The 21,390-nt window shown below is 68.9% G+C and carries 25 protein-coding genes; 3 read left to right on the forward strand and 22 right to left on the reverse strand.

The window, feature by feature from the left end; translation table 11 throughout:
- Positions 1–8: 8 nt before the first annotated feature.
- Positions 9–839: a translation elongation factor Ts gene (gene tsf, locus ASF30_RS01285; RefSeq protein ID WP_055900407.1), complete on the reverse strand. Its 831-nt coding sequence runs from the start codon at positions 837–839 to the stop codon at positions 9–11.
- Between the two features lie 24 nt (positions 840–863).
- The gene (rpsB, locus tag ASF30_RS01290; RefSeq protein ID WP_055900410.1) at positions 864–1,796 is read right to left on the reverse strand and encodes a 30S ribosomal protein S2; all 933 of its coding nucleotides are present in this window, start codon (positions 1,794–1,796) and stop codon (positions 864–866) included.
- Positions 1,797–2,065: 269 nt separating this feature from the next.
- Here rpsB and ASF30_RS01295 point away from each other — a divergent pair, with 269 nt between their 5' ends.
- Positions 2,066–2,584, forward strand: coding sequence for a murein hydrolase activator EnvC family protein (locus ASF30_RS01295; protein WP_055900413.1), 519 nt, complete (start codon positions 2,066–2,068; stop codon positions 2,582–2,584).
- A 3-nt stretch (positions 2,585–2,587) separates the two neighbouring features.
- Here ASF30_RS01295 and ASF30_RS01300 read toward each other — a convergent pair whose 3' ends face one another.
- The 11 genes from ASF30_RS01300 to ASF30_RS01350 form a co-directional block, all read right to left on the reverse strand.
- Positions 2,588–3,580 (reverse strand): tyrosine recombinase XerC, encoded by a 993-nt coding sequence (locus tag ASF30_RS01300; RefSeq protein ID WP_082467368.1) that lies wholly within the window; start codon positions 3,578–3,580, stop codon positions 2,588–2,590.
- Between the two features lie 8 nt (positions 3,581–3,588).
- Positions 3,589–4,521, reverse strand: a complete 933-nt coding sequence (locus ASF30_RS01305; RefSeq protein WP_055900416.1) for a metallophosphoesterase — start codon at positions 4,519–4,521, stop codon at positions 3,589–3,591.
- Positions 4,522–4,605: 84 nt separating this feature from the next.
- Complete coding sequence (gene dprA, locus ASF30_RS01310) at positions 4,606–5,853, reverse strand: DNA-processing protein DprA (protein ID WP_055900419.1); 1,248 nt, start codon at positions 5,851–5,853, stop codon at positions 4,606–4,608.
- On the reverse strand, positions 5,853–7,391 hold the full coding sequence (locus ASF30_RS01315) for a YifB family Mg chelatase-like AAA ATPase (RefSeq protein ID WP_055900422.1): 1,539 nt from the start codon (positions 7,389–7,391) through the stop codon (positions 5,853–5,855). Before ASF30_RS01315 ends, dprA begins: the two co-directional genes overlap by 1 nt.
- Positions 7,388–7,747 (reverse strand): YraN family protein, encoded by a 360-nt coding sequence (locus ASF30_RS01320; RefSeq protein WP_055900425.1) that lies wholly within the window; start codon positions 7,745–7,747, stop codon positions 7,388–7,390. The genes ASF30_RS01315 and ASF30_RS01320 overlap by 4 nt, the downstream gene beginning before the upstream one ends.
- 143 nt (positions 7,748–7,890) lie before the next feature.
- Positions 7,891–9,264 (reverse strand): glucose-6-phosphate dehydrogenase, encoded by a 1,374-nt coding sequence (locus ASF30_RS01325; protein ID WP_055900428.1) that lies wholly within the window; start codon positions 9,262–9,264, stop codon positions 7,891–7,893.
- 9 nt (positions 9,265–9,273) lie between these two features.
- A complete protein-coding gene (locus ASF30_RS01330) occupies positions 9,274–9,597 on the reverse strand; it encodes a DUF2469 family protein (RefSeq protein WP_055819192.1) in 324 nt (107 codons plus the stop codon).
- Between the two features lie 12 nt (positions 9,598–9,609).
- Positions 9,610–10,266, reverse strand: coding sequence for a ribonuclease HII (locus tag ASF30_RS01335; RefSeq protein WP_055900431.1), 657 nt, complete (start codon positions 10,264–10,266; stop codon positions 9,610–9,612).
- Complete coding sequence (gene lepB / locus ASF30_RS01340; RefSeq protein ID WP_082467369.1) at positions 10,263–11,024, reverse strand: signal peptidase I; 762 nt, start codon at positions 11,022–11,024, stop codon at positions 10,263–10,265. Before lepB ends, ASF30_RS01335 begins: the two co-directional genes overlap by 4 nt.
- Before the next feature lie 63 nt (positions 11,025–11,087).
- Complete coding sequence (gene rplS, locus ASF30_RS01345; protein ID WP_055819197.1) at positions 11,088–11,438, reverse strand: 50S ribosomal protein L19; 351 nt, start codon at positions 11,436–11,438, stop codon at positions 11,088–11,090.
- A 212-nt stretch (positions 11,439–11,650) separates the two neighbouring features.
- On the reverse strand, positions 11,651–12,154 hold the full coding sequence (locus ASF30_RS01350; RefSeq protein ID WP_055900437.1) for a hypothetical protein: 504 nt from the start codon (positions 12,152–12,154) through the stop codon (positions 11,651–11,653).
- Between the two features lie 77 nt (positions 12,155–12,231).
- On the opposite strand from ASF30_RS01350, the gene map reads away from it, so the two are divergent.
- Complete coding sequence (gene map / locus ASF30_RS01355) at positions 12,232–12,999, forward strand: type I methionyl aminopeptidase (RefSeq protein ID WP_055900440.1); 768 nt, start codon at positions 12,232–12,234, stop codon at positions 12,997–12,999.
- A 4-nt stretch (positions 13,000–13,003) separates the two neighbouring features.
- Here the strand turns inward: map and ASF30_RS01360 are convergent, their stop codons facing one another.
- From ASF30_RS01360 to ASF30_RS01390, 7 genes are all read right to left on the reverse strand, one after another.
- Positions 13,004–13,738 (reverse strand): sirohydrochlorin chelatase, encoded by a 735-nt coding sequence (locus tag ASF30_RS01360; protein ID WP_055900442.1) that lies wholly within the window; start codon positions 13,736–13,738, stop codon positions 13,004–13,006.
- A 161-nt stretch (positions 13,739–13,899) separates the two neighbouring features.
- On the reverse strand, positions 13,900–14,595 hold the full coding sequence (gene trmD, locus ASF30_RS01365) for a tRNA (guanosine(37)-N1)-methyltransferase TrmD (protein WP_055900447.1): 696 nt from the start codon (positions 14,593–14,595) through the stop codon (positions 13,900–13,902).
- A 51-nt stretch (positions 14,596–14,646) separates the two neighbouring features.
- Positions 14,647–15,282: a ribosome maturation factor RimM gene (gene rimM / locus ASF30_RS01370; protein WP_055900450.1), complete on the reverse strand. Its 636-nt coding sequence runs from the start codon at positions 15,280–15,282 to the stop codon at positions 14,647–14,649.
- Positions 15,279–15,521 (reverse strand): RNA-binding protein, encoded by a 243-nt coding sequence (locus ASF30_RS01375; RefSeq protein WP_055819239.1) that lies wholly within the window; start codon positions 15,519–15,521, stop codon positions 15,279–15,281. Before ASF30_RS01375 ends, rimM begins: the two co-directional genes overlap by 4 nt.
- A gap of 2 nt (positions 15,522–15,523) precedes the next feature.
- The gene (rpsP, locus tag ASF30_RS01380) at positions 15,524–15,943 is read right to left on the reverse strand and encodes a 30S ribosomal protein S16 (RefSeq protein WP_055819242.1); all 420 of its coding nucleotides are present in this window, start codon (positions 15,941–15,943) and stop codon (positions 15,524–15,526) included.
- Positions 15,944–16,118: 175 nt separating this feature from the next.
- A complete protein-coding gene (locus tag ASF30_RS01385; protein ID WP_055900453.1) occupies positions 16,119–16,817 on the reverse strand; it encodes an ArsR/SmtB family transcription factor in 699 nt (232 codons plus the stop codon).
- Positions 16,814–17,731 (reverse strand): DMT family transporter, encoded by a 918-nt coding sequence (locus ASF30_RS01390; RefSeq protein ID WP_055900456.1) that lies wholly within the window; start codon positions 17,729–17,731, stop codon positions 16,814–16,816. Before ASF30_RS01390 ends, ASF30_RS01385 begins: the two co-directional genes overlap by 4 nt.
- A gap of 131 nt (positions 17,732–17,862) precedes the next feature.
- On the opposite strand from ASF30_RS01390, the gene ASF30_RS01395 reads away from it, so the two are divergent.
- Entirely contained in the window at positions 17,863–19,005 is a 1,143-nt protein-coding gene (locus tag ASF30_RS01395; RefSeq protein ID WP_055900459.1) for a glutamate--cysteine ligase, read from the forward strand.
- A 6-nt stretch (positions 19,006–19,011) separates the two neighbouring features.
- Here the strand turns inward: ASF30_RS01395 and ppk2 are convergent, their stop codons facing one another.
- Together ppk2 and ASF30_RS01405 are read right to left on the reverse strand one after the other, a co-directional pair.
- Complete coding sequence (gene ppk2, locus ASF30_RS01400; protein WP_082467370.1) at positions 19,012–19,893, reverse strand: polyphosphate kinase 2; 882 nt, start codon at positions 19,891–19,893, stop codon at positions 19,012–19,014.
- Between the two features lie 25 nt (positions 19,894–19,918).
- Complete coding sequence (locus tag ASF30_RS01405; protein WP_055900462.1) at positions 19,919–21,367, reverse strand: GH1 family beta-glucosidase; 1,449 nt, start codon at positions 21,365–21,367, stop codon at positions 19,919–19,921.
- Between the last annotated feature and the right edge of the window lie 23 nt (positions 21,368–21,390).

Genomic DNA, 21,390 nt, shown 5'->3' on the forward strand with positions numbered 1-21,390 from the left:
CGTGCGTGTTACGCGCCGACCTTGAAACGGGCGAAGCCCGAGATCGTGAGGCCTGCGTCCGAGACGACCTTGGCGACGGACAGCTTGTTGTCCTTCGCGTAGTCCTGCTCGAGCAGGGCGACCTGCTTGAAGTAGGCGCCGACGCGACCCTCGATGATCTTCGGGAGGGCGGCCTCGGGCTTGCCCTCCTCGCGGGAGATCTGCTCGACGATGGCGCGCTCCTTGTCCACGGCGTCAGCCGGGACATCCTCACGGGTGAGGTACTCGGGGTTCGCGAACGAGATGTGCTGCGCGATCGACCGAGCGGTCTCGGCGTCGGCACCGGAGTAGCCGACGACGACGCCGACCTGCGGGGGCAGGTCCTTCGACGTCTTGTGCAGGTACACCGCGAAGTTCTCGCCGGAGACCAGAGCGACACGACGCAGCTCGATCTTCTCGCCGAGGATGGCGGCTTCGCCGTCGATGAGGTCGGCCACGGTACCACCGGCGGCGGGGGCTGCGAGGCCCTCCTCGACGGTGGCGGCGCCGGCAGCGGCGACAGCCGCGAGGACCTTCTCGGACAGCGCGACGAACTTGTCGCCCTTGGCGACGAAGTCGGTCTCGCAGGCGAGCTCGATCAGCGTGGCGGTTCCATTGCCGTTCTCGACGGCGGCGACCAGGCCCTCCGAGGTGGAGCGGTCTGCACGCTTCGCGTTGCCCTTCGCACCCTTGAGGCGAAGGATCTCGGTCGCCTTCTCGACGTCGCCGTCGGCCTCGACCAATGCGTTCTTCGTGTCACTCATGCCGGTGCCGAGCTGCTCGCGCAGCGCCTTCAGGTCGGCGATGTTGAAGTTAGCCATAGAGCTTCTCTTTCGTGTACGGGATTACTTGGCGTCGGCGGAAGCTGCAGCAGCCTCGACCGGTGCCTCGACGGGAGCCTCGGCCTCGACGACCTCGAGGGGCGTCTCGGCGTCTGCGACCTCGACGGCGATGTCGGCCTCAGCAGCGTCGGCGACCTTTTCGGTCTCGGCCGAAGCCTGCTCCGGGGTGCTCTCGGTGCCGGCCTGGAGAAGCTCGGCCTCCCACTCGGCCAGCGGCTCAGCAGGCTCCTGGCCCTCTTCCGGCTTCTGGTGACGCTGGACGAGTCCCTCTGCCGCAGCATCGGCGACGATGCGGGTCAGCAGTGCGACGGAGCGGATGGCGTCATCGTTGCCCGGGATCGGGTACTGGACGTCGTCCGGGTCGCAGTTGGTGTCGAGGATGGCGATGACGGGGATGCCCAGCTTGTGCGCCTCGTCGATCGCGAGGTGCTCCTTCTTGGTGTCGACGATCCAGATCGCCGACGGCGTCTTCGTGAGGTTGCGGATTCCACCGAGGCTCTTCTGAAGCTTGATGAGCTCGCGCTTCTGGATGAGCAGTTCCTTCTTGGTGTATCCACGGCTCGTGTCGTCGAAGTCGACCTCCTCGAGCTCCTTCATGCGAGCGAGGCGCTTGGAGACCGTCTGGAAGTTGGTGAGGAGTCCACCGAGCCAGCGCTGGTTGACGTAGGGCTGGCCCACGCGGAGCGCCTGCTCGGCGATGGATCCCTGAGCCTGCTTCTTCGTTCCGACGAAGAGGATGGTGCCGCCGTGAGCGACGGTCTCCTTCACGTAGTCGTAGGTCTTGTCGATGAAGGCAAGCGACTGCTGGAGGTCGATGATGTGGCTGCCCGAGCGCTCGGCGAGGATGAATCGCTTCATCTTCGGGTTCCAACGGCGGGTCTGGTGCCCGAAGTGAACGCCGCTGTCGAGCAGCTGGCGAATGGTGACGACGGCCATGGCCGTACTCCTTCTTCTCAGTTATGCCTCCGATCGGATGATCGGACGCCCTGGTGCCCGGCGCACGCCCGCTGCCCCTCGCGAGAGGTGCAGACTGAGTGGGTGTGTCGGCCGATACGGCACGCGTAGTCAGCGCTCGAAGGCGCTGCTCGGATCAGTCTAGCAGTTCACGGGCGCGCAACTCCCCCACAGCGACCGCACTCTCGGCCTCCTCCCACGGCGTGCGGTTGCGGCAGTTCCCGGTGCCTCGTCGAATGGATGCTGGAGGCATGGGTCCCCGGTCCGCGCGACGCATTCGCCTCCTCGTGCTGATCGCCCTTCTGGCGCCGATCGGCCTCGCTGCAGCGCCGGCCGCGTCCGAGGATCCCGCTCCACGAGGCGACTGGCGATGGCCGCTGACGCCACCCGTCGAGATCGTCGCGGAGTTCGTGGCGCCTGCGACCCGATACAGCGCCGGACATCGCGGGATCGACCTGGCCACGGCATCCGGAACCGCCGTGCTCGCCCCCACCGACGCCGTCGTCTCCTTCGTCGGCGTGGTCGTCGATCGGCCGCTCATCACGCTGGCATACGGTGACGGCGTACTGGTGAGTCTCGAGCCCGTGCTGGCGTCGGTCGGCGAGGGTGATCAGGTGGAACGCGGACAGGTCATCGGCACCGCCGCCTCAGGCGGTCACTGCGGCGACGGATGCCTCCACCTGGGCGTGCGCGTGCATGGCGAGTACATCTCGCCGCTGGCCTACATCACCGGACTGCCCCGCGCCGTGCTGCTGCCGCTGGGGCGCTGAGTGTCAGGCTCGCGGATGCGCTGTGCGATAGCTCTCGCGCAGCCTCTCGGTCGACACGTGAGTGTAGATCTGCGTCGTGCCGAGGCTGGCGTGTCCGAGCATCTCCTGCACGGCACGGAGGTCGGCGCCGCCGTCGAGCAGGTGGGTGGCAGCGGTGTGCCGGAGGGCGTGAGGCCCCGACGGGCCTCCCCCGGGCAGGTCCACGAGTAAGCCGGCCACCAGCCTGTACACGCTGCGAGTGCCGGCGCGCGCGCCTCGTGCGCCGAGGAAGAGGGCGGCGGCGCTGGTCGCGGCCCCCGTGGCACGGCCGAGCAGGGTTGCGCGACCCAGCCGCAGGTAGTCGACGACGGCGTTCTGCGCCGGGACCCCGAAGGGCACGACGCGCTGCTTCCCGCCCTTTCCCGTGACGCGCACCGTGAGCCTGTCGAGATCGACGTCGTCGACGTCGAGTCCGACGATCTCCGAGACTCGCAACGCCGACGCGTAGAGCAACTCGACGATGGCGAGATCCCGACGCGCGATGGGGTCTCCCCCCGCGGCTCCGTCGACGAGGGCGCCGATCATTCCGTCCATCTGGCCTCGGGTGATCACGCGAGGAAGGCTGCGGAGCGGTTTCGGTGAACGCAGGCGCGAGCCGGGGTCGTCGGGGAGCTCCCCGGTGCGTGCGAGCCACGCCGTGAATCCCCGGGCGGATGCCGCATGTCGGGCGATCGTGGAGCGGGCGAGACCTCGCTCGGTGCCGGCCCAGAGCCAGTCGCGCAGAAGCGGCAGGGTGATGCCTTCGAGGGTCGTCACGCCGTGCACCTCGGCGAAGTCGATCAGCTCGGCGAGGTCGGTGCGATAGGCGCGCACAGTGTGCAGCGAGAAGCCGCGTTCGATGCGGAGGTGGCGGGTGTAGTCATCCAGAGCACCGTCGAGTTCGCTCGGGAGGTCGCGTCGGCCATCGACGGCAGGACCCGCCCCGGGGCCGCCGTCGACATCGGGTGTCTCAGACATCGCGTGTCTCAGACATCGGCCGGACGCTGCCGGGAGAAGGCGTCACGACGCCCCGCTGCATCGAGTTCGCTCATGGCGGCCGTGAAGTCGGCACCGAAGCGGGTGACCACGCGTCCGGAGGTCAGTGGGACGACGGAGTGCACGACGCGGTCGCCGTAGACGTGCACCAGGTTGAGGGACTGGCCGGCATCGGCGCCGACGAGCTCGTCGACGGGAGCGGCGAGGTCCATCGTGTAGCAGGTGGCCGCAGCGACCGATACCGGAATGCCGGCGAACAGGCTGGTGGAGGCGTAGTGCAGGTGTCCGCCGAGGATCGCGCGGATGTCGCTTCCGGCGACGACGGCGGCGAGACGGTCCTGCCGCTCGAGCTCGAGGATCTGCATGGCGCCGATGGGCGTCGGGATCGGCGGGTGGTGCAGAGCGAGCAGGGAGCCGTGCTCGGCGGGCTCCGCGAGCACCTCCGCGAGCCATTCCAGCTGCGCATCGTCGATGGCTCCGTGGTGGTAGCCGGGGACGCTGGTGTCGAGGGCGATGATGCGCAGGCCCCGCACCGTCGTGACGGAATCGACTGGGGCGACAGGGTCGGACGCATGCACGCCGCCGGGCCGCAGTGCAGCGCGGAACGGCATCCGTTCGTCATGGTTGCCCATCACCCAGACGATCTCGGCGCCGATCCGCTCGGCGACGGGCCCGACGACCGAGCGCACGCGCTCGTACGCGGCCGCTTCGCCGCGATCGGTGATGTCGCCGGTGAACACGAACGCGTCGAGACGGATGCCGGATGCCTCCAGGCGCTGCAATGCCGCGGCGAGACCGGTGTCGGTGTCGACGGTGCCGTAGAGCGGTCCGTCGGAGAGGAAGTGGGTGTCGCTGAGATGGGCGATGACATGACCCGGTGCCGGGTACTGCCCGAACTGCGGGGGCAGGGCTGCCTCGGTCATGTGTTCGCCTTCCGTGGTTCCTGCTCTCCACGATAGGGCGCACGGCCGACGCTGCCGGGAGCGGCTCACCGTGGCCGGCAGGGATCACCCGCCGCGGATCCATCCGGCGCCGCGCTGCCGAGCGCGATCTTCGAGGTCGAGCGCGCCGAGCACCCCGACCACGGTCGTGACCGCGAGCCCGGACCGCCGTGCGATCTCAGCGACGTCGCGCGCACTGCGGCTGCTGAGGGCATCGAGAACCCGCAGCTCATCGCTCGTCGGGTCTGCTCCAGACCCGTCGGGCCCGCCCGACGGAGCGGTTCCGGACGCCGCCTGCGCACCGCCGGGATGCAGTTCGAGCATCTCCTCGACGCTCGTGACGCAGATGGCGTCATAGTCGCGGATGAGTCGGTGGCAGCCGGCGCTGGTGACGCTGGTGATCGGCCCGGGTACGGCTCCGAGCGGTCGGCCGAGGGCGGCGGCGTGTCCCGCCGTGTTGAGCGATCCCGACCGCCACCCGGCCTCGAGCACCACCGTGGCCTGACTGGCGGCTGCGATGAGTCGGTTCCGTTGCAGGAAGCGCCACTTGGTCGGTTGCGATCCGCAGGGCAGCTCCGAGATGACGGCGCCGACCGCGGCGATGCGGGAGAGGAGGTCGTCGTGTCCGGCGGGGTAGAAGCGGTCGACGCCGCCGGCGAGGAAGGCGACGGTGAGGCCTCCACTCGCGAGCGCTGATCTGTGGGCCATGCCGTCGATGCCGTATGCCGCCCCCGACACGATCGTCAGCCCGCGATCGGCGAGGCCGGCGGCTGAGTCCGTGGCGATCTGCTCGCCGTAGAGCGTGGCCGCTCGTGCGCCGACGAGGGCGATGGAGCGCGCCAGGCCGCGCAGGGCGTCGTCCGCTCCGCGCACCCAGAGCACAATCGGCGCGTGGAGACCGAGGTCGTCCACGCCGTCGGGCCAGTCGGGGTCGTCGGGCTGCAGGAGTCGTGTTCCCGTGCCCGTGGCTGCCTCGAGCGCGTGCACGACGTCGCCCGAGCGAAGTCGTGGACGCCAGCGGTGGCATCCGTCGTCGAGTTCCCGCTGCAGGCGCGGTCGATCGGCGTCGCCGTCAGGGTCGACGAGAGCGGCGAGAGTTGCCGGGCCCTCGTCGCGAATGAGAGCCTCGAGCGCTTCATCCGCCCCGAGGGCGGTTATCAGCATGCCGGCCGCCCGATCGCCCGGTTCGGCCAACAGCGACCAGGTGGCACGAGCGAAGGCGAGGTCGGCAGCATTCTGATGGGGAGGGTCGTCGGTGCGCACGCGCGCGATGAGTCGGGTGATCTCCCGGTCGTCGATGCCGAAACGGGTCATCAGGCTGATCCCTTCCTCAGGAAGATGGCTTGGCCGAGGTGATCGGCTGTGGGCACTGATGCGCCGTCCAGGTCGGCGATCGACCAGGCGACGCGCAGAATGCGGTCGTAGCCCCGCATGGTGATGACGCCGCGCTCGAGTGCACGGTCGAGTGCGGCGAGGTCGGACGACGCGGGACGGATGCCGGCGCTGCGCAACCAACGCCCGGGAACCTCGGCGTTGAGTCGCCAGGGGGTTCCGGCCAGGCGGTCCGCTGCGGCCGATCGGGCCTGCACTATGCGCTCCCGAGCCTGCGACGTGGTGACGCGCGTCGTGTCGGGGGAAAGCCGCAGTTGGGCGGCGCTCACACGATCGACGCGGAAGTGGATGTCGATGCGATCGAGCAGCGGGCCGGAGAGCCTCGCCAGATAACGCCGCCGCACGTTGGGCGGACAGGTGCACGACTCGCGGGCGACACCGAACAGTCCGCACGGGCAGGGATTGGCCGCAAGCACCAGCTGGAAGCGGGCGGGGAACGCCGCGACGGAGTTCGCGCGGTGGATGGTGATGCGACCGGACTCGAGTGGTTGCCGCAGCGCATCGAGTACCGCTGCGGGGAACTCCGGCGCCTCATCGAGGAACAGGACGCCGTGGGCAGCCCGTACGGCGGCTCCGGGCTTGATGATGCCGCTGCCGCCACCGACCATCGCCGCTGCCGTCGCCGTGTGATGCGGAGCCTCGATGGGCGGCCGTCGGGAGAGTCCGGCGCCGACGGGCAGGGCGCCGCCGAGGGATCGCACGGCGCTCACCTCCAGTGCGGCGTCGTCGTCGAGGTCGGGGAGGATGCCGACCAGTCGCCCGGCGAGCATGGTCTTGCCGGCGCCTGGTGGGCCGAGCATGAGGAGATGGTGTCCTCCGGCCGCTGCCACCTGCAGCGCCATGACGGCGGCGTCCTGGCCGATCACGTCGGCGAGGTCGCCCAGGTCGTCGTCCTGGTGCCGCGGCGCCGTCGGTCCCGGGATCGCATCGACGGGCAGAGGGTCGAACCGACCACCATGCCAGATGGCCGCGTCACGCAGGCTCGCGACGCCGATCACCTGCATCCCGGGCACGAGCTCGGCCTCGTCGACGCAGGCTGTCGGCACCATGACCCGCGTGCGGCCGGCCGCGCGGGCAGCGGCCACAGCCGGCAGCACCCCCGCGATCGGCCGCAGGCGCCCGTCGAGAGCGAGCTCACCGAGGTGCACGACGCGCTCGAGCGACTCCTGCTCGATGCCGCCGGCCGCGGCCAGACACGCGAGCGCGACGGCCAGGTCGAACGCGCAGCCGTGCTTCGGCAACGAGGCCGGAGACAGGTTCACCGTGATGTGGTGGGCGGAGAGCGGCATCCCGGAGTTGCTCGCCGCCGCACGCACGCGATGACTCGCCTGCGACAGCGCCGTGTCTGGGAGTCCGATGATGACGAGTCCGGGAAGCTGGCTCGAGATGTTCGCCTCGACGTCGACGATGGTGCCGGTCATTCCGACGAGGGCGACGGAACTGGTGCGGCCGAGCTTCATGACAGCCGCTGCAGGTGCTCGATGCTCGGACTGCCGTCGCGAGGCGCGATGATCGCGATGGCGTCGATGCGGATGCGGCGGCGGGTTCCGGAGTCCGTCGCCTCGCACCACGCCGCAGCGAGCCGCCGCATCCGTGCCATCTTGCCGAGGGTGATGGCCTCGAACGGATGCCCGAAGTCGGTGCTCGAGCGGGTCTTGACCTCGACGAACACGGTCTCGCCGCCGTGCTCGGCGATCACGTCGATCTCGCCGTCGCGACACCGCCAGTTGCGCCCGATGACGCGGTAGCCGCGTGCGGTCAGATAGTCGGCGGCGAGCTGCTCGCCGCGTCGTCCGAGTTCGATCCTGTCGCCCATGGAGACGACTCTGGCTCGACGCTCTCGAGCGCAGGTGGGTGGCGGCGCATCCGTGCGTCGGGATCGGAGGGTGGATGCGGTGGGGAGGAGGGCCGATGAGGAAATCGACCGGAGGCGACGTGTACCGAAGCCAGCGGGCCCGCTCAGGCGAGCGGCTGGCTCCATCCGCGGGGGTTCGCCGAGCCCGCCTGGTAGGTATCGAGTTCGACGGCGTCCCGGCGCCAGGCTGCGAGCACGGGAGCCACGATGCGCCAGCACTGTTCGGCGACGTCGCCGCGCACCGACAGCGTCGGGTCGCCCTCCAGCAGTTCGGCCAGCACCTCGCCGTATGCGCTCAGCTCGCTCGCCTCGAACTCGGCGGAGAGGGTCTCCCACTCCAGCTTGAACGGGTCCGCTCCCCCGTTGACCGCGAGGTCCATGTCGAGCACCGGCGGGTTCAGCCCGATCCGGATGCGAGCGTCGCGGGTGGGCCCGGTGAAGCCGTTCGGCAGGTGCGGGACCGGCTTGAGGGTGATGATGACCTCCTGCCGCGGGCTGCCGATGGCCTTGCCCGACCGCAGGATGAACGGAACCCCGGCCCAGCGCCAGTTGTCGACGGCCACGGCCATCTCCGCGAGGGTCTCGGTCGCGCGGGTGCGATCCACGCCGGGCTCCTGCAGGTAGGACGGGAGCGATCGGCCGTCGACGTCGCCGGCCGTGTAGCGGGCGCGTCGGCTCTGCGTGCCGTCGTGCTTCCACGGTCGCACAGCACGCAGCAGTTGCACCATGTCGCCACGCAGCACCTCGGAGCTGAGGTCGGAGGGGACCTCCATGGCCACGAGCGCGAGCACCAGCAGCAGGTGGCTCTGGATCATGTCGGTCAACGCCCCGGCGTGGTCGTAGTAGCCGGCACGCCCCTCCAGGCCGAGCCTCTCCTCGAAGACGACCTCGACCCGTTCGATGTGCTCGGCCGACATCAGCGGTTCGAAGAGACGGTTGGCGAAGCGCAGTCCGAGCACGCCGAGCACGGTCGACTTGCCGAGGAAGTGGTCGACCCGGAACACCTGCTCCTCGGGCACCAGGGTCTGGAGCAATCGGTTCAGGGAACGCGCGCTGGTGAGGTCGGTCCCGAACGGCTTCTCCAATGCCAGGACGAGTCCGGGCGGCAGGGTGACGGATGCGAGGGCGGCGCACGCGGCCGCCGCGATCGCCGGGGGCACCGCGAAGTAGAGCACGATGCGTCCCTCGGCGGCGTCGATGGCCCGTTGCAGGTCCTCAGCCGACGTCGCGTCCCCCTGCAGGTAGTGACTCGACGAGGCTACGGAGTCGCCGGCCTCCGACGGGGCGGCGGTGAAGGCCGAGCGCACGCGCTTCCGCCAGGCCGCATCCGTCATCGGCTCGCGATCGACCCCGATGAGCGCCATGCGAGTGCCACGGGACGAGGCCAGCAATGAGGCGAGGCCCGGCAGCAGCAGTCGCGAGGTCAGGTCGCCGCCCGCTCCGAGGATGATCAGGGTTTCGCGCGGAGCCGTTGCCATAGGGCGACACTACTCGTCGAGCGCGAGTTCCTTCGGAAGCTCGAACTCCTTGGCGGCGAGTTCCTCGACGTTGACGTCCTTGAAGGTGAGCACGCGTACAGACTTCACGAAGCGGTCCGAGCGGTAGACGTCCCACACCCAGACATCTTTCATGTTCAGCTCGAAGTAGAAGTCGTGCTCGGTGTCGCGACGAACCAGGTCGACCTCGTTGGCGAGGTAGAAGCGGCGTTCGGTCTCGACGACGAACTTGAACTGCGTGACGATGTCGCGGTATTCGCGGTAGAGCGCCAGTTCGACCTCGCGGTCGTAGTCGTCGAATTCATCCTCGTCCATGGTGCTCCAATCCTACGCCGGGACGGCGGTGCTCTTCAGCCAGCTGAGTCGATGCAACGCCGATGGGCCGTGCTCGTCTATCGCCGCGTAATGGCCGGCGGATCCGTAGCCTTTGTTACCCACCCAGCCGTAGGCGGGGGTCGTCTCGTGCGCCTCGATCATGAGCCGGTCGCGGTGCACTTTGGCGATGACGGATGCCGCAGCCACCGACCCGCAGTCGCGGTCGGCCTTCACCCTCGTGACCACCGGCAGCGGCGTCGCGAGGGCCGGGCTCAGCCAGTCGTGGCTGCCGTCGAGCAGGATCGCGCTGTCGAGGATGGCGACGCCCGAGGCGTGCAGCAGGCCCAGGGCGCGCTTGCCGGCGAGACCGAGGGCCGGAATGATCCCGATCGAGTCGACCTCGTCGGCCGAGGCGAGACCGACCGCGGAATGCAGCACCCAGGCCGAGGCGACGGGGGCGAGAACCTCTCGACGCTTCTCGCTCAGCATCTTCGAGTCGCGCAGCCCCTCCGGAACCGCGATGGTGGCACGTCCGATGACGGCCATGCCGACGGCGACGGGGCCGGCAATGGCTCCCCGGCCGACCTCGTCGCATCCGATCACGTAGCCGTGGCCGGAGTCGAACAGCTCGAGTTCGAACTCGAGCGTCGGATCTGCGACGGGGCTCATTCTCCGCCTGCGGGGTCGGGTACGGCGCCGAAGACCTCGGGGTAGTCGCCGAGCCACGCCCAGTGCTCCACGGGCCAGCTGACCACGAACGCTCGGCCGACGACGTTGTCGATCGGCACGTAGCCCTTGCCAGGGGTGGCGCCGTTGTAGCGCGAGTCCTTCGAGTTGTAGCGGTTGTCGCCCATCACCCAGAGCGAGCCGGCCGGAACCGTCGTGTCGAAGTCGTCCTTCGACGCCCGGCTCTCGCCCTCGGGGATGACGATGTACGGCTCATCGAGGGGGACGTCGTTCACGCTCATCTGGCCGAGGGCGTTGCAGCAGGTGACATGGTCACCGGGCAGGCCGATGACGCGCTTGATGAGGTGGTCGTTGCTGTCGGGCGCCGAGAGGCCGACGAGGGAGAGCAGCCAGTCGAAGCCGGCGGCGATGGGGTTCTGCTCGATCGCGGGCGTCGGCATGAGCCATCCGCCCGGATCCTTGAAGACCACGACGTCGCCGCGCTCGATCGGCACCAGGTCGGGCACGAGCTCGTTCACGATGATGCGGTCGTGAACCTGCAGGGTCTCGCGCATCGATTCCGACGGGATGAAGAACGACCTGATGAGGAAGGTCTTCACCAGGAAGGAGATGAGGATGGCGGCCAGGAAGATGATGAGCAGGTCGCGCACGAAGAGCAGCGCACCGCGATTCTTCCGACGCGGACGCTGTTCGACTGGCTGGTCTTCCGTGCTCACGAGCACCGTGTCTTCATCTGTCATTTAACTGTCTGAGCTCCCCACCCGATTGTACGGGGCGAGGAGCTCAGAGAAGTTCAGCGGCGACTAGTGGTTGTCGCGCTTCTCCTTGATCTTGGCCTTCTTGCCGCGCAGGTCGCGCAGGTAGTAGAGCTTCGCGCGGCGCACGTCACCGCGGGTGACGACCTCGATGTGGTCGATGACCGGGGAGTGCAGCGGGAAGATGCGCTCGACGCCGACCTGGAAGCTCACCTTGCGGACCGTGAAGGTCTCGCGGATGCCCTCGCCGGAGAGGCGGATGACGACGCCCTGGAAGACCTGGACTCGCGAGCGGCTGCCCTCGATGATGTTGACGTGCACCTTCACGGTGTCGCCGGCGCGGAACGCGGGGATGTCGGTGCGGAGATTGGCCGCATCGACGGCGTCGAGGATATGCATGCTGATTCGCTCTCTGTGCCCGCCACCGGTCGAACACGGACTAGTTGATTGAAGAATGGAAGTGCGCCGCGTTGGCTGCGAAAGCAGCGCCGGCTCCCCGGAGGCAGAGCATGTGCTGCGGCACAATCTCCTATTCTGCCACGGATGCCCCGGTCAGGGCAAAACGCGGCGGCAAAGCGCAGCCGCCTCTCGGGTCCTTCCCGGGCGCAGGGTCAGTCGCGCGATTCGTGGATGATGATGACCTCGCCGTCATCGCCGTCCCTGGACGACCGGGTCGCCGTGTAGTGACCGCCTTGGACCGGCGGCGGGCCGGCCTGCTGCTCGAAGGTCTCCATGGTCTCGCGCATCACCCGCGCACCGTCGGTGAAGAGCTCCCACAGCGCCATCCAGAACGCGCTGATGGCTGCCAGTGCTCCGAGGACGGCGAACAGGGAGGTGGTGTCCCCGAAGAAGCCGAAGCCGATGATGCATCCCCAGAGCACCGTGAGAACGCCGACGTCGCGCCAGGAGAGCGCACGGTCCCGCCGGACGGCCGGACGCGCGGCGAGAAGGGCCGCGATCACGACGAGGGCGATGAAGACGATGGGACAGGCGATCACGAGGCCGAGGAAACCCCACCCGCCGTGTCCGAAGATTCCCCAGCCGATCAGCATCCAGGCCGGCAGCACGAAGGCCGCTGGGAAGAGGGCGTAGTAGAAGGCGCGACGCAGGATCACGGCAACAGCCTACGGTTCGCAGGCTGAGAAGAGGAGGACAGTTCGCTGCGGGCTGACGGACAGGGAAGAATGGACCCATGATCGAACTGCGGACCCCCACCGAGATCGACGAGATGCGTCCCGCCGGCCTTTTCGTCGCGAGCGTCCTGGAGGCGACCGCCGCGGCGGCCAGGGTCGGGGTGAACCTCCTCGCACTCGACAGACTCGCCCACGACATGATCCGCAAGGCCGGAGCCGAGTCGTGCTACATCGACTACCACCCCTCGTTCGGCGCGAGCCCGTTCGGCAAGGTGCTGTGCACCTCGGTGAACGACGCCGTGCTGCACGGACTCCCCCGCGACTACGTGCTGCGCGACGGCGACCTGCTGAGCCTCGATTTCGCCGCATCCGTTGACGGATGGGTCACCGACTCGGCCATCTCGGTGGTCGTCGGAACCCCGCGCGACGAGGACCTGCGCCTGATCGACACCACGACCCGGGCGCTGGACGCCGGCATCGCGGCAGCCCAGCCCGGAGGCCGTCTGGGCGACATCTCGGCGGCCATCGCGGCGGTCGCCCACGCCGACGGCCTCTCGATCAACACCGACTTCGGCGGACACGGCGTCGGACGCACCATGCACGGCGACCCGCACATTCCCAACAACGGCCGCGGCGGGCGCGGGCTTCCGCTCAAGCCGGGACTCGTCATCGCCATCGAGCCGTGGTTCCTGCACACCACGGACAAGATCTTCACGGACCCCGACGGATGGACCCTGCGCAGCGCCGACGGCTCACGGGGCGCCCACATGGAGCACACCGTGGCGATCACCGAGGCCGGGCCCGTCGTCCTGACGGCGCGCGGCTGAGCCCTCAGCGGGCGGTCGCACCCCGGTAGCGATCCAGCACGAGGTCGATGAGCTCACCCGGGGCCCGGCGATCGGGCAGCAGGAGCGGAGCCGCGACCACGTCGCCTCCGGCGTTGAGCGCGGCGTCGTAGAAGCTGCCCGGCGCGAGCAGGTAGGTGCCGACGACGACGCGAGTTCCCGGATGGACGTCGCGCACCATGTCGATGGCGTCGTGCAGGCGCGGCATGGCGGCGGCGATGAATCCGACGGTGACGGGACGGCCGAGCCTGACGGCGAGGCGCCTCCCGGTCTCGAAGCACTCCCGCACGGCGCGCGCGTCGCTGGAGCCGGCTGCGGCCAGCACCACGGAGTCCGCGGCGGTGAGCCCGGAAGCCTCGATGCGCTCGGCCAGCACCTGCACCAGGCGGTCGTCGGGACCGAGTTCGTCGGCGAGTTCCGCGCCGATGCGCTCGAGCCTCTCGAGGCCCTTGGCTATGCCCGTGCGCATGTGGAAGCCCGCCGACAGCACCAGCGGCAGGATGACGGCGTGCTCGCCCGTCACGAAGCCAGCGAGAGCCTCCGCGAGGTCGGTGTGCTTGACGTCCAGGAACGCGATGCTGACGTCGTGTCCCGGCAGCGCCTCGGCCACCGCATCGACGAGCTGCATGATCCCGGCCCGGTTGGCCAGCGACGGCGCTCCGTGGGTGATGGCGAGGAGCACCAGCGTCTCGACCGTGCCAACAGTGGACTCGTCTTCCACTCGCGCAACGGACTCCCCCACGCTCTCACCCCGAGACTGCCGCGTGCGCGAGAGACGCGCACTTGCCTTGTCTCGAAACTATTCAGGGCGTGTTTCGCGGACGGCACCTGCGTGTTTCGCGTTGATGAATGATGTCGGATGCCGCAGTCGGCCGCGAAGAGTCAGGCCGGCGGGAGCAGGTCCGGACGCACCCGCCGCGTGCGTTCGACCCGCTGCTCGTGCCGCCAGCGCTCGATGGCGCCGTGGTTGCCGCTGAGCAGCACCGGCGGCACGTCGAGTCCGCGCCAGGCCGACGGCTTCGTGTAGCTGGGGTACTCCAGCAGGGAGCCCTCGTGGGACTCCTCGACGAGGCTCTCCGGATTGCCGACGACGCCGGGGATGAGTCGGCCGACGGCCTCCACCATGGCCATGACGGCCACCTCGCCGCCGTTCAGGACGTAGTCGCCGAGGCTGACCAGTTCGACGCGCATCCGTTCGGCGTAGTGGTCGACGACGCGCTGGTCGATGCCCTCGTAGCGACCGCAGGCGAAGATGATGTGCTGCTCGACGGCGAGCTCGCGCGCCGTCGCCTGCACGAACGGGGTGCCGGCCGGCGACGGCACTATGAGCAGCGGGTCGGCGGCATCCGTCGATCCCAGGATCGCGTCGATGGCCTCGCCCCAGGGCTCCGGCTTCATCACCATGCCGGCTCCGCCGCCGTAGGGCGTGTCGTCGACCGTGCGATGCCTGTCGTGGGTGAAGTCGCGCAGGTCGTGCACGCGCAGGTCGAGCAGTCCGGTGCCGCGGGCCTTGCCCAGCAGCGAGATGTCGAGCACCCCGAAGAAGTCCGGGAAGATCGTGACGATGTCGACGCGCATGGGAACGAGTCTACGAGCCGAGCGTGTCGCGGCAGGCGCCGACGACGACGGTCAGTTCTCGGGTTCGGCGACAGGCGGAGTCACATCGGACTCCTCGGCGTCGGCGGCGGCATCCGCTGCCTGCACGTCATCCTCGTCGTCGGGGATCTCCTCGAACAGGCCGATCGGAGGGGTGACGGTGACGACGCCGGTCGTGAGGTCGACGGACGGGACGATGGCCGACACGAACGGCACCATGACCTCGCCCGATGCCGTCTTCACGATGATGAGGTCCTGTGCGGGCAGGTGGTCGATGCGGGCGACGAGGCCCACCTTCACGCCGTCGCGGACGACGTCGAGGCCGACGAGCTGGTGGTCGTACCAGGCGTCCTCTTCCCCGGTCAGCTCGGTCGGGTCTTGGTCGACCCAGAGGATGGCCTTGGCGAGAGCCTCTGCCGCCGTGCGGTCGGGAACGTCCTTGAAGAACCCGACGGGGTGCTGGTTGTACCAGCGGAGTTCGATGAGCTCGATCGACTTGCCGTGCCACGGCGTTCCGGGCGGCACCTGCAGGCTGAACACGGCGCCCGGAACGAAGCGTCGTTCCGGGGCGTCCGTGTAGAGCTCGAGCTTGATCGCGCCCTTGAGTCCGTGCGCCTTGAGCAGGCGACCGACTCTCAGTTGCGTGCGCTTCTGCGCGTCGGCGTTCACCGCGCCGAGTCGGTGTCGACGACGTCGACGCGTACCCGCCGACCGTCCGCGAGGGCGGTGACGAGGGTACGCACCGCCTTCGCGGTGCGACCGGCACGACCGATCACGCGGCCGAGGTCCTCGGGGTTCACGCGAACCTCGAGGATCTCGCCACGCGGGGTGTTCTTGGTGAGCACCTGGACGTCATCAGGGTGATCGACGATCCCCTTGACCAGGTGCTCGACGGCGGGAGCGAGCAAGACTAGGCCTGCTCGTCCGTCGCAGCCTCGGCAGCCTCATCGGCGGGAGCCTCGGCCTTGGCGGCCGGCTTCTCGGCCTTGGGCTTGAGGACCGGCTTCTTCTTCTCGTCGGCGACGAAGGCAGCCTTGGGCTCCTTCACCTTGACGGTGCTCGTGGCGTTCTTGTCACCCTTGAAGGTGCCCCAGTCGCCGGTGAGCTTGAGGATGGCAGCGACCTGCTCGGTCGGCTGGGCGCCGACGCTGAGCCAGTACTGCGCACGCTCGGAGTCGACCTCGATGAACGAGGGCTCCTCGGTGGGGTGGTACTTGCCGATCTCCTCGATCACGCGACCGTCGCGCTTGGTGCGCGAGTCGGCGACGACGATGCGGTAGTAGGGTGCGCGGATCTTTCCGAGGCGCTTGAGACGAATCTTGACAGCCACAATTCTCCTGTGTGTTCTATGAGGTTGGGCGAACTGACAGCCGTGAGCGTGGGGTGCACACTCGGCAAAGGTTCAAGGGGAGTTCCACAGGCCTGATTAGAGGGTCGGGCGGAAAGGGAACTCGACTGACCATTCTTGCAGATTCCCGGCGTAACGGGTAATCGTCCCGGGATGCTCAGCGGATCGACAGGCCGAGCTGGCGCTGGAGGGCCGTACTTCCGGCATCCGTCACCCGGATCGCGCGTCCGTCTGCACGGCGGATCCAGTCGCGCTCGAGGAAGGCGGCCGCGATGGCAGCCCCCACTCCCCCGGCCAGGTGCGATCGACGCTCGGTCCAGTCGAGGCAGAGGCGCATGACGGGTCGACTGGACCGACGGATGCCGCCCACGTCGATGCCGAGAGCTTCCAGCCAGTCGGCGCCGAGGGCCGTCAGGGCGATGCCGTCGGCGCGGCTGACGTAGTCGCGATGGTCGAGCGCATCGAGGAGGTCGACCCCGAGCCGACCGGCGAGGTGGTCGTAGCAGGTACGCGCAGCGGCGAGGCCGGCTGATGCCCGGACGGCTGCGTACGAGTCTGGTGGTGCAGCGTTCGGTGCAGCGTTCGGTGCGCCGGCGGCGAGCACCTCCACCAGGAGGGCGGCATCCGGTCCCGCCAGTCGCACGTAGCGGTGGCGCCCCTGGCGCTCCTCGGCGAGCAGCCCGCCGCGCACCAGCCTGTCGAGGTGCTCGCTCGCCGTCGACGCGCTCACACCGGCCGCCCGCGCCAGCTCGCCCGCGGTCCACGCGCGACCGTCGAGCAGGGCGAGACAGAACGCCGCACGAGTGGGATCGCCGAGGAGTGCGGCACGCGCGGCGACATCATCGGCCGCGGTCATGAGGGCACCGCGGTCTTCCGTCGGCTGGTGATCCTGGAGAGGGCGACCCCGATGAGGCAGACGACACCTCCGACCACCTGGAGCGGCGCGGGCACCTCACCAAGGAACCACCAGGCGATCAGGATCGTGAGCGGCGGAACGATGTAGGTCGTCACGCCGAGGCGTCCGGCGGGCATCCGACTCAGGGCGTAGGCCCACGTGGTGAAGGCGAGAGCCGTCGGCACGGCGCCGAGGTAGACGACTCCCCATGTGGACGATGACGGTGCTCGCTGGACCTCGTCGATCAGCTGCCGTACGAAGGGCAGGCAGACGACCGCGCCGACGGTGCAGGCGATCCAGGTGACCTGCAGTGCCGGGAGCCTGCGCAGCACGACCTTCTGCAGGATCACTCCGATCGCGTAGCTGATGGCAGCGATGAGGCACAGCGCGACTCCCCAGCCGCTGCCGATCGCCACCCCGGAGCTTCCGATCGAGATGAGGACGACCCCGACGAGCGAGACGACCGCACCGCCGATGAGCCACGGCGGGATCCCCTCACGCAGGAGCGTGTCGGCGAGCACGGCGATGAGGATGGGCCCCACGTTCACCAGCATCGCGGTGGTGCCGGCGTCGAGCTCGAGTTCCGCTGCGTTGAGGGCGATGTTGTAGACGGCGAACCACGCGACGCCGCAGCCGATGAGGAGCAGCCAGTCCCGACCCGACGGGCGCACCCAGGCCCGTCGCAACAGCAGGACCGCGCCGAGGATGACCGACCCGATGAGCAGCCGGCCTAGGGTGAGGGCGCCCGGCGAGAAGTGTGGAACGACGGCACGGATCACGACGAAGGCCGAGGCCCACGCCAGCACCGTGCCCGCGATCGCGGAGAGGATGAGCGCCGGAATCCGGCCGACGGATGCTGGGCTGCTGCTGGACATGATTCGAGCGTAGGCCTCCGACCGTTCGGCGCCGGCCGAAGTGTCACTGGCCCGTCGGCCGCGTGGAACTGGGAGGATGGCCATCAGGCGGCTCACCACACAGGTCGGCCCGAAGAGAGAACGGCTGACGCGTGCACATCAGTTTCGCCCGATCGGAACGCTCGACAGTCGGCATCGAGTGGGAGCTCGCTCTCGTCGACAGCACGAGCGGCGAACTCACCGGCGTGGCGCCCGAGGTGCTGGAGGCCGTGCGTCCCGAGGGCGAGGAGCATCATCCGCACATCACGACGGAGTTGCTGCTCAACACCGTCGAGATCGTGTCGGGCGTGCACGACACCATCGGCGGTGCCGTGACCCAGATGGGCGAGCTCGTCGATGAGGTGCGGGCCGCCGCCGAGCCCTTCGGTGCCGATCTCATGTGCGCTGGATCGCATCCGTTCAGCCAGTGGTACGACCAGCAGGTGACGGACAAGGAGCGCTACCACCGCCTCATCGACCGCACGCAGTACTGGGGTCGCAACATGATGATCTGGGGCGTGCACGTGCACGTCGGCATCGAATCGCGCGACAAGGCCATCCCCATCCTCGGCGCCCTGCTCAGCTACATCCCGCACCTGCAGGCGCTCTCGGCGTCGAGCCCGTTCTGGGCCGGCGTCGACACGGGCTACGCCTCGAACCGCGCGCTCATGTTCCAGCAGTTGCCCACGGCCGGGCTGCCCTGGCAGTTCGAGGACTGGGCGGCCTACGAGCGGTTCGTCGACGACATGGTCGTCACCGGCGTCATCGACGACGACAGCGAGGTGCGCACAGACATCCGCCCCTCTCCGAAATGGGGAACCCTCGAGACCCGCGCCTGCGACGGGGTGCCGACCACCCTCGAGCTCGGTGCGCTGGCGGCGCTCATCCAGTGCCTGGTGGAGTGGATGAGCGAGCGGCTCGACAACGGCGAGACCCTGGCCTGGCTGCAGCCCTGGTACACCCGCGAGAACAAGTGGCGTGCGGCGCGTTACGGGCTCGACGCCGAGATCATCCTCGACGCGTCGGGACGGGAGCGCCTCGTGACGGACGACCTGCGCGAGCTCGTCGAGGCCCTCCAGCCCATCGCCGATCGTCTGGACTGCGCGCGCGAACTGGCGCAGGTGATCGAGGTCCTCGATGCCGGCGGCAGCTACCAACGCCAGTTGGCCGTCGCCAAGGCGTCCGACGGCGACCTCACCAAGGTCGTCGAGCACCTGGTGCGCGAGATGCGCGCCGGTCGACCGCTTCCGGTCTGAGCGGCGTCAGCCGGCCTCGGGCGGGGAGATCGGGGTCTCCCCTTCGTCGTAGACGACCGACGGACTGCCGATGACGAGCGGATCGGGCACTCCGACGACAGTGCGGTCCTTGCCCGGATACTCGAAGCGCGAGAGCACCCAGCGCATGGCCTCGATGCGGGCACGCTTCTTGTCATTGGACTTCACGACGATCCACGGCGCGTGCGGGGTGTCCGTCGCCGCGAACATGGCCTCCTTCGCCGCCGAGTAGTCGTCCCACTTGTCGAGGCTCGCGAGGTCGGTCGGCGAGAGCTTCCACTGCTTGACGGCGTCATCTCCGCGCGAGGCGAAGCGCACGCGCTGTTCGGCGCGGCCGACCGAGAACCAGAACTTCACGATGACGACTCCGCTGCGCACGAGCATCTGCTCGAGCTCGGGAGCCGAGCGGATGAACTCGTCGTATTCGGCGGGCGTGCAGTAGCCCATCACGTGCTCGACGCCGGCGCGGTTGTACCAGGAGCGGTCGAACAGCACGATCTCGCCCCCTGTCGGGAGGTGCTCGACGTAGCGCTGGAAGTACCATTGGCGACGCTCGCGTTCCGTCGGCACCGCCAAGGCGACGACGCGGGCTCCGCGCGGGTTCAGATGCTCGGTGAACCGCTTGATCGCACCGCCCTTGCCGGCCGCGTCCCGCCCCTCGAAGACGATGACGATCTTCTGCTCGGAGTCCTTGACCCAGGCCTGCAGCTTGAGCAGCTCGATCTGCAGGTGTCTCTTCTGCTTCTCGTAGGCCTTCCGCGTCATCTTCTCGGTGTACGGGTAGCCGTGCTGCCACGCGGCGTCGGTCACGCCGTCGGCAGCGGCATCCGTCGTTCCCGCGATGCCCCGGGCGGTCTCGCTCGTCGTCATCAGCTCATGCTACAGAGGCGGTACCTCAGTAGGCCGCCGGTGTCTCGGGCAGGCTGCGGGTGCGGATGAGCTCCGAGTACCACTTCGCGGAGTCCTTCGGCAGGCGCTCGAGAGTGTCGTAGTCGACGCGCACGATGCCGAAACGCTTGGAGTAGCCGTAGCCCCATTCGAAGTTGTCCATGAGCGACCACACCTGGTAGCCGCGCAGGTCGACGCCGCGCTGCATGGCGCGGTGCGCCGCCGTGAAGTGCCGGCGCAGATAATCGGTGCGGTCGATGTCGTGGACCGCGGGGCCGTCGGCCTCCTGGGTCACGACGTCGTCGAAGGCGGCACCGTTCTCGGTGACCATGAGCGGCAGGGCGGGGAACTCGTCGTGCAGCGAGACCAGCAGCTCCTCGAGTCCCGACGGGTCGATGTTCCACCCCATCTCGGTGTACGGGCCGGGCTGGGCGAGGAACTCGACGTCGCGCGATCCGGGCCAGGGCGAACCGCCCATGTCCTTGTGGCCGTCGGCGTTCACCCGCTCGCTCACGCCGTCCCACATCTGCACCGTCACGGTGGAGTAGTAGTTGACGCCCAGCACCGAGATCGGCTGCTTGATGATGGCGGCGTCGCCGTCCTGCACAAAGGACCAGTCGGTGACGTCCGTGGTGTCCTCGATGACGTCGGCCGGGTACTCACCGTGCAGCATCGGACCGAGGAAGACCCTGTTGGCGAGGCCGTCGATCCGGCGGGCTGCCTCGGCTCCGGTCTCGCCGACAGGACGGATGACGTGCAGGTTCAGCGTGACCGAGAAGCCGGGGTCGTTGGTCACGACCTCCTGCAGTGCACTGATGGCGAGGCCGTGGGCCAGGTTCAGGTGGTGGACAGCAGCGAGGGCCGCGGCGCCGTCCATGACGCCGGGAGCGTGTGCTCCGGACCCATACCCGAGGTAGGCCGAGCACCACGGCTCGTTCAGCGTCGTCCACACCTCGACGCGGTCGCCGAGACGCTCGCCCATGATGCGGGCGTAGTCGGCGAAGGCGTAGGCGGTGGCGCGGTTCGTCCAGCCCCCCTCGTCCTCGAGGGCCTGCGGCAGGTCCCAGTGATAGAGAGTCGCGATGGGACGGATGCCGCGGCTGATCAGGCCGTCGACGAGACGCTCGTAGAACGCCAGGCCGGCCTCGTTCGCCTCGCCGCGCCCTGTCGGCTGGATGCGCGGCCACGCGATCGAGAAGCGGTACGCCTCCAGCCCGAGGTCCCTCATGAGGTCGAGATCCTCGTCGAGGCGGTGGTAGTGGTCATCGGCCACGTCTCCGGTGTCGCCGTTCCAGACCTTGCCCGGGGTGTGGCTGAAGGCGTCCCAGATCGACGGGCCTCGGCCGTCCTCGGTCGCAGCGCCCTCGATCTGGTACGAGGCCGTCGCGGAGCCGAACAGGAAGTCGGCTGGGAAGTCGAGGCCGGAGTCGCGGTAGTCCGCATTGCCCGTGGTCATGGCTGTCACTTTCTTCTCGCACG

This window comes from Leifsonia sp. Leaf264 (assembly GCF_001422325.1).
Lineage (GTDB): Bacteria > Actinomycetota > Actinomycetes > Actinomycetales > Microbacteriaceae > Orlajensenia.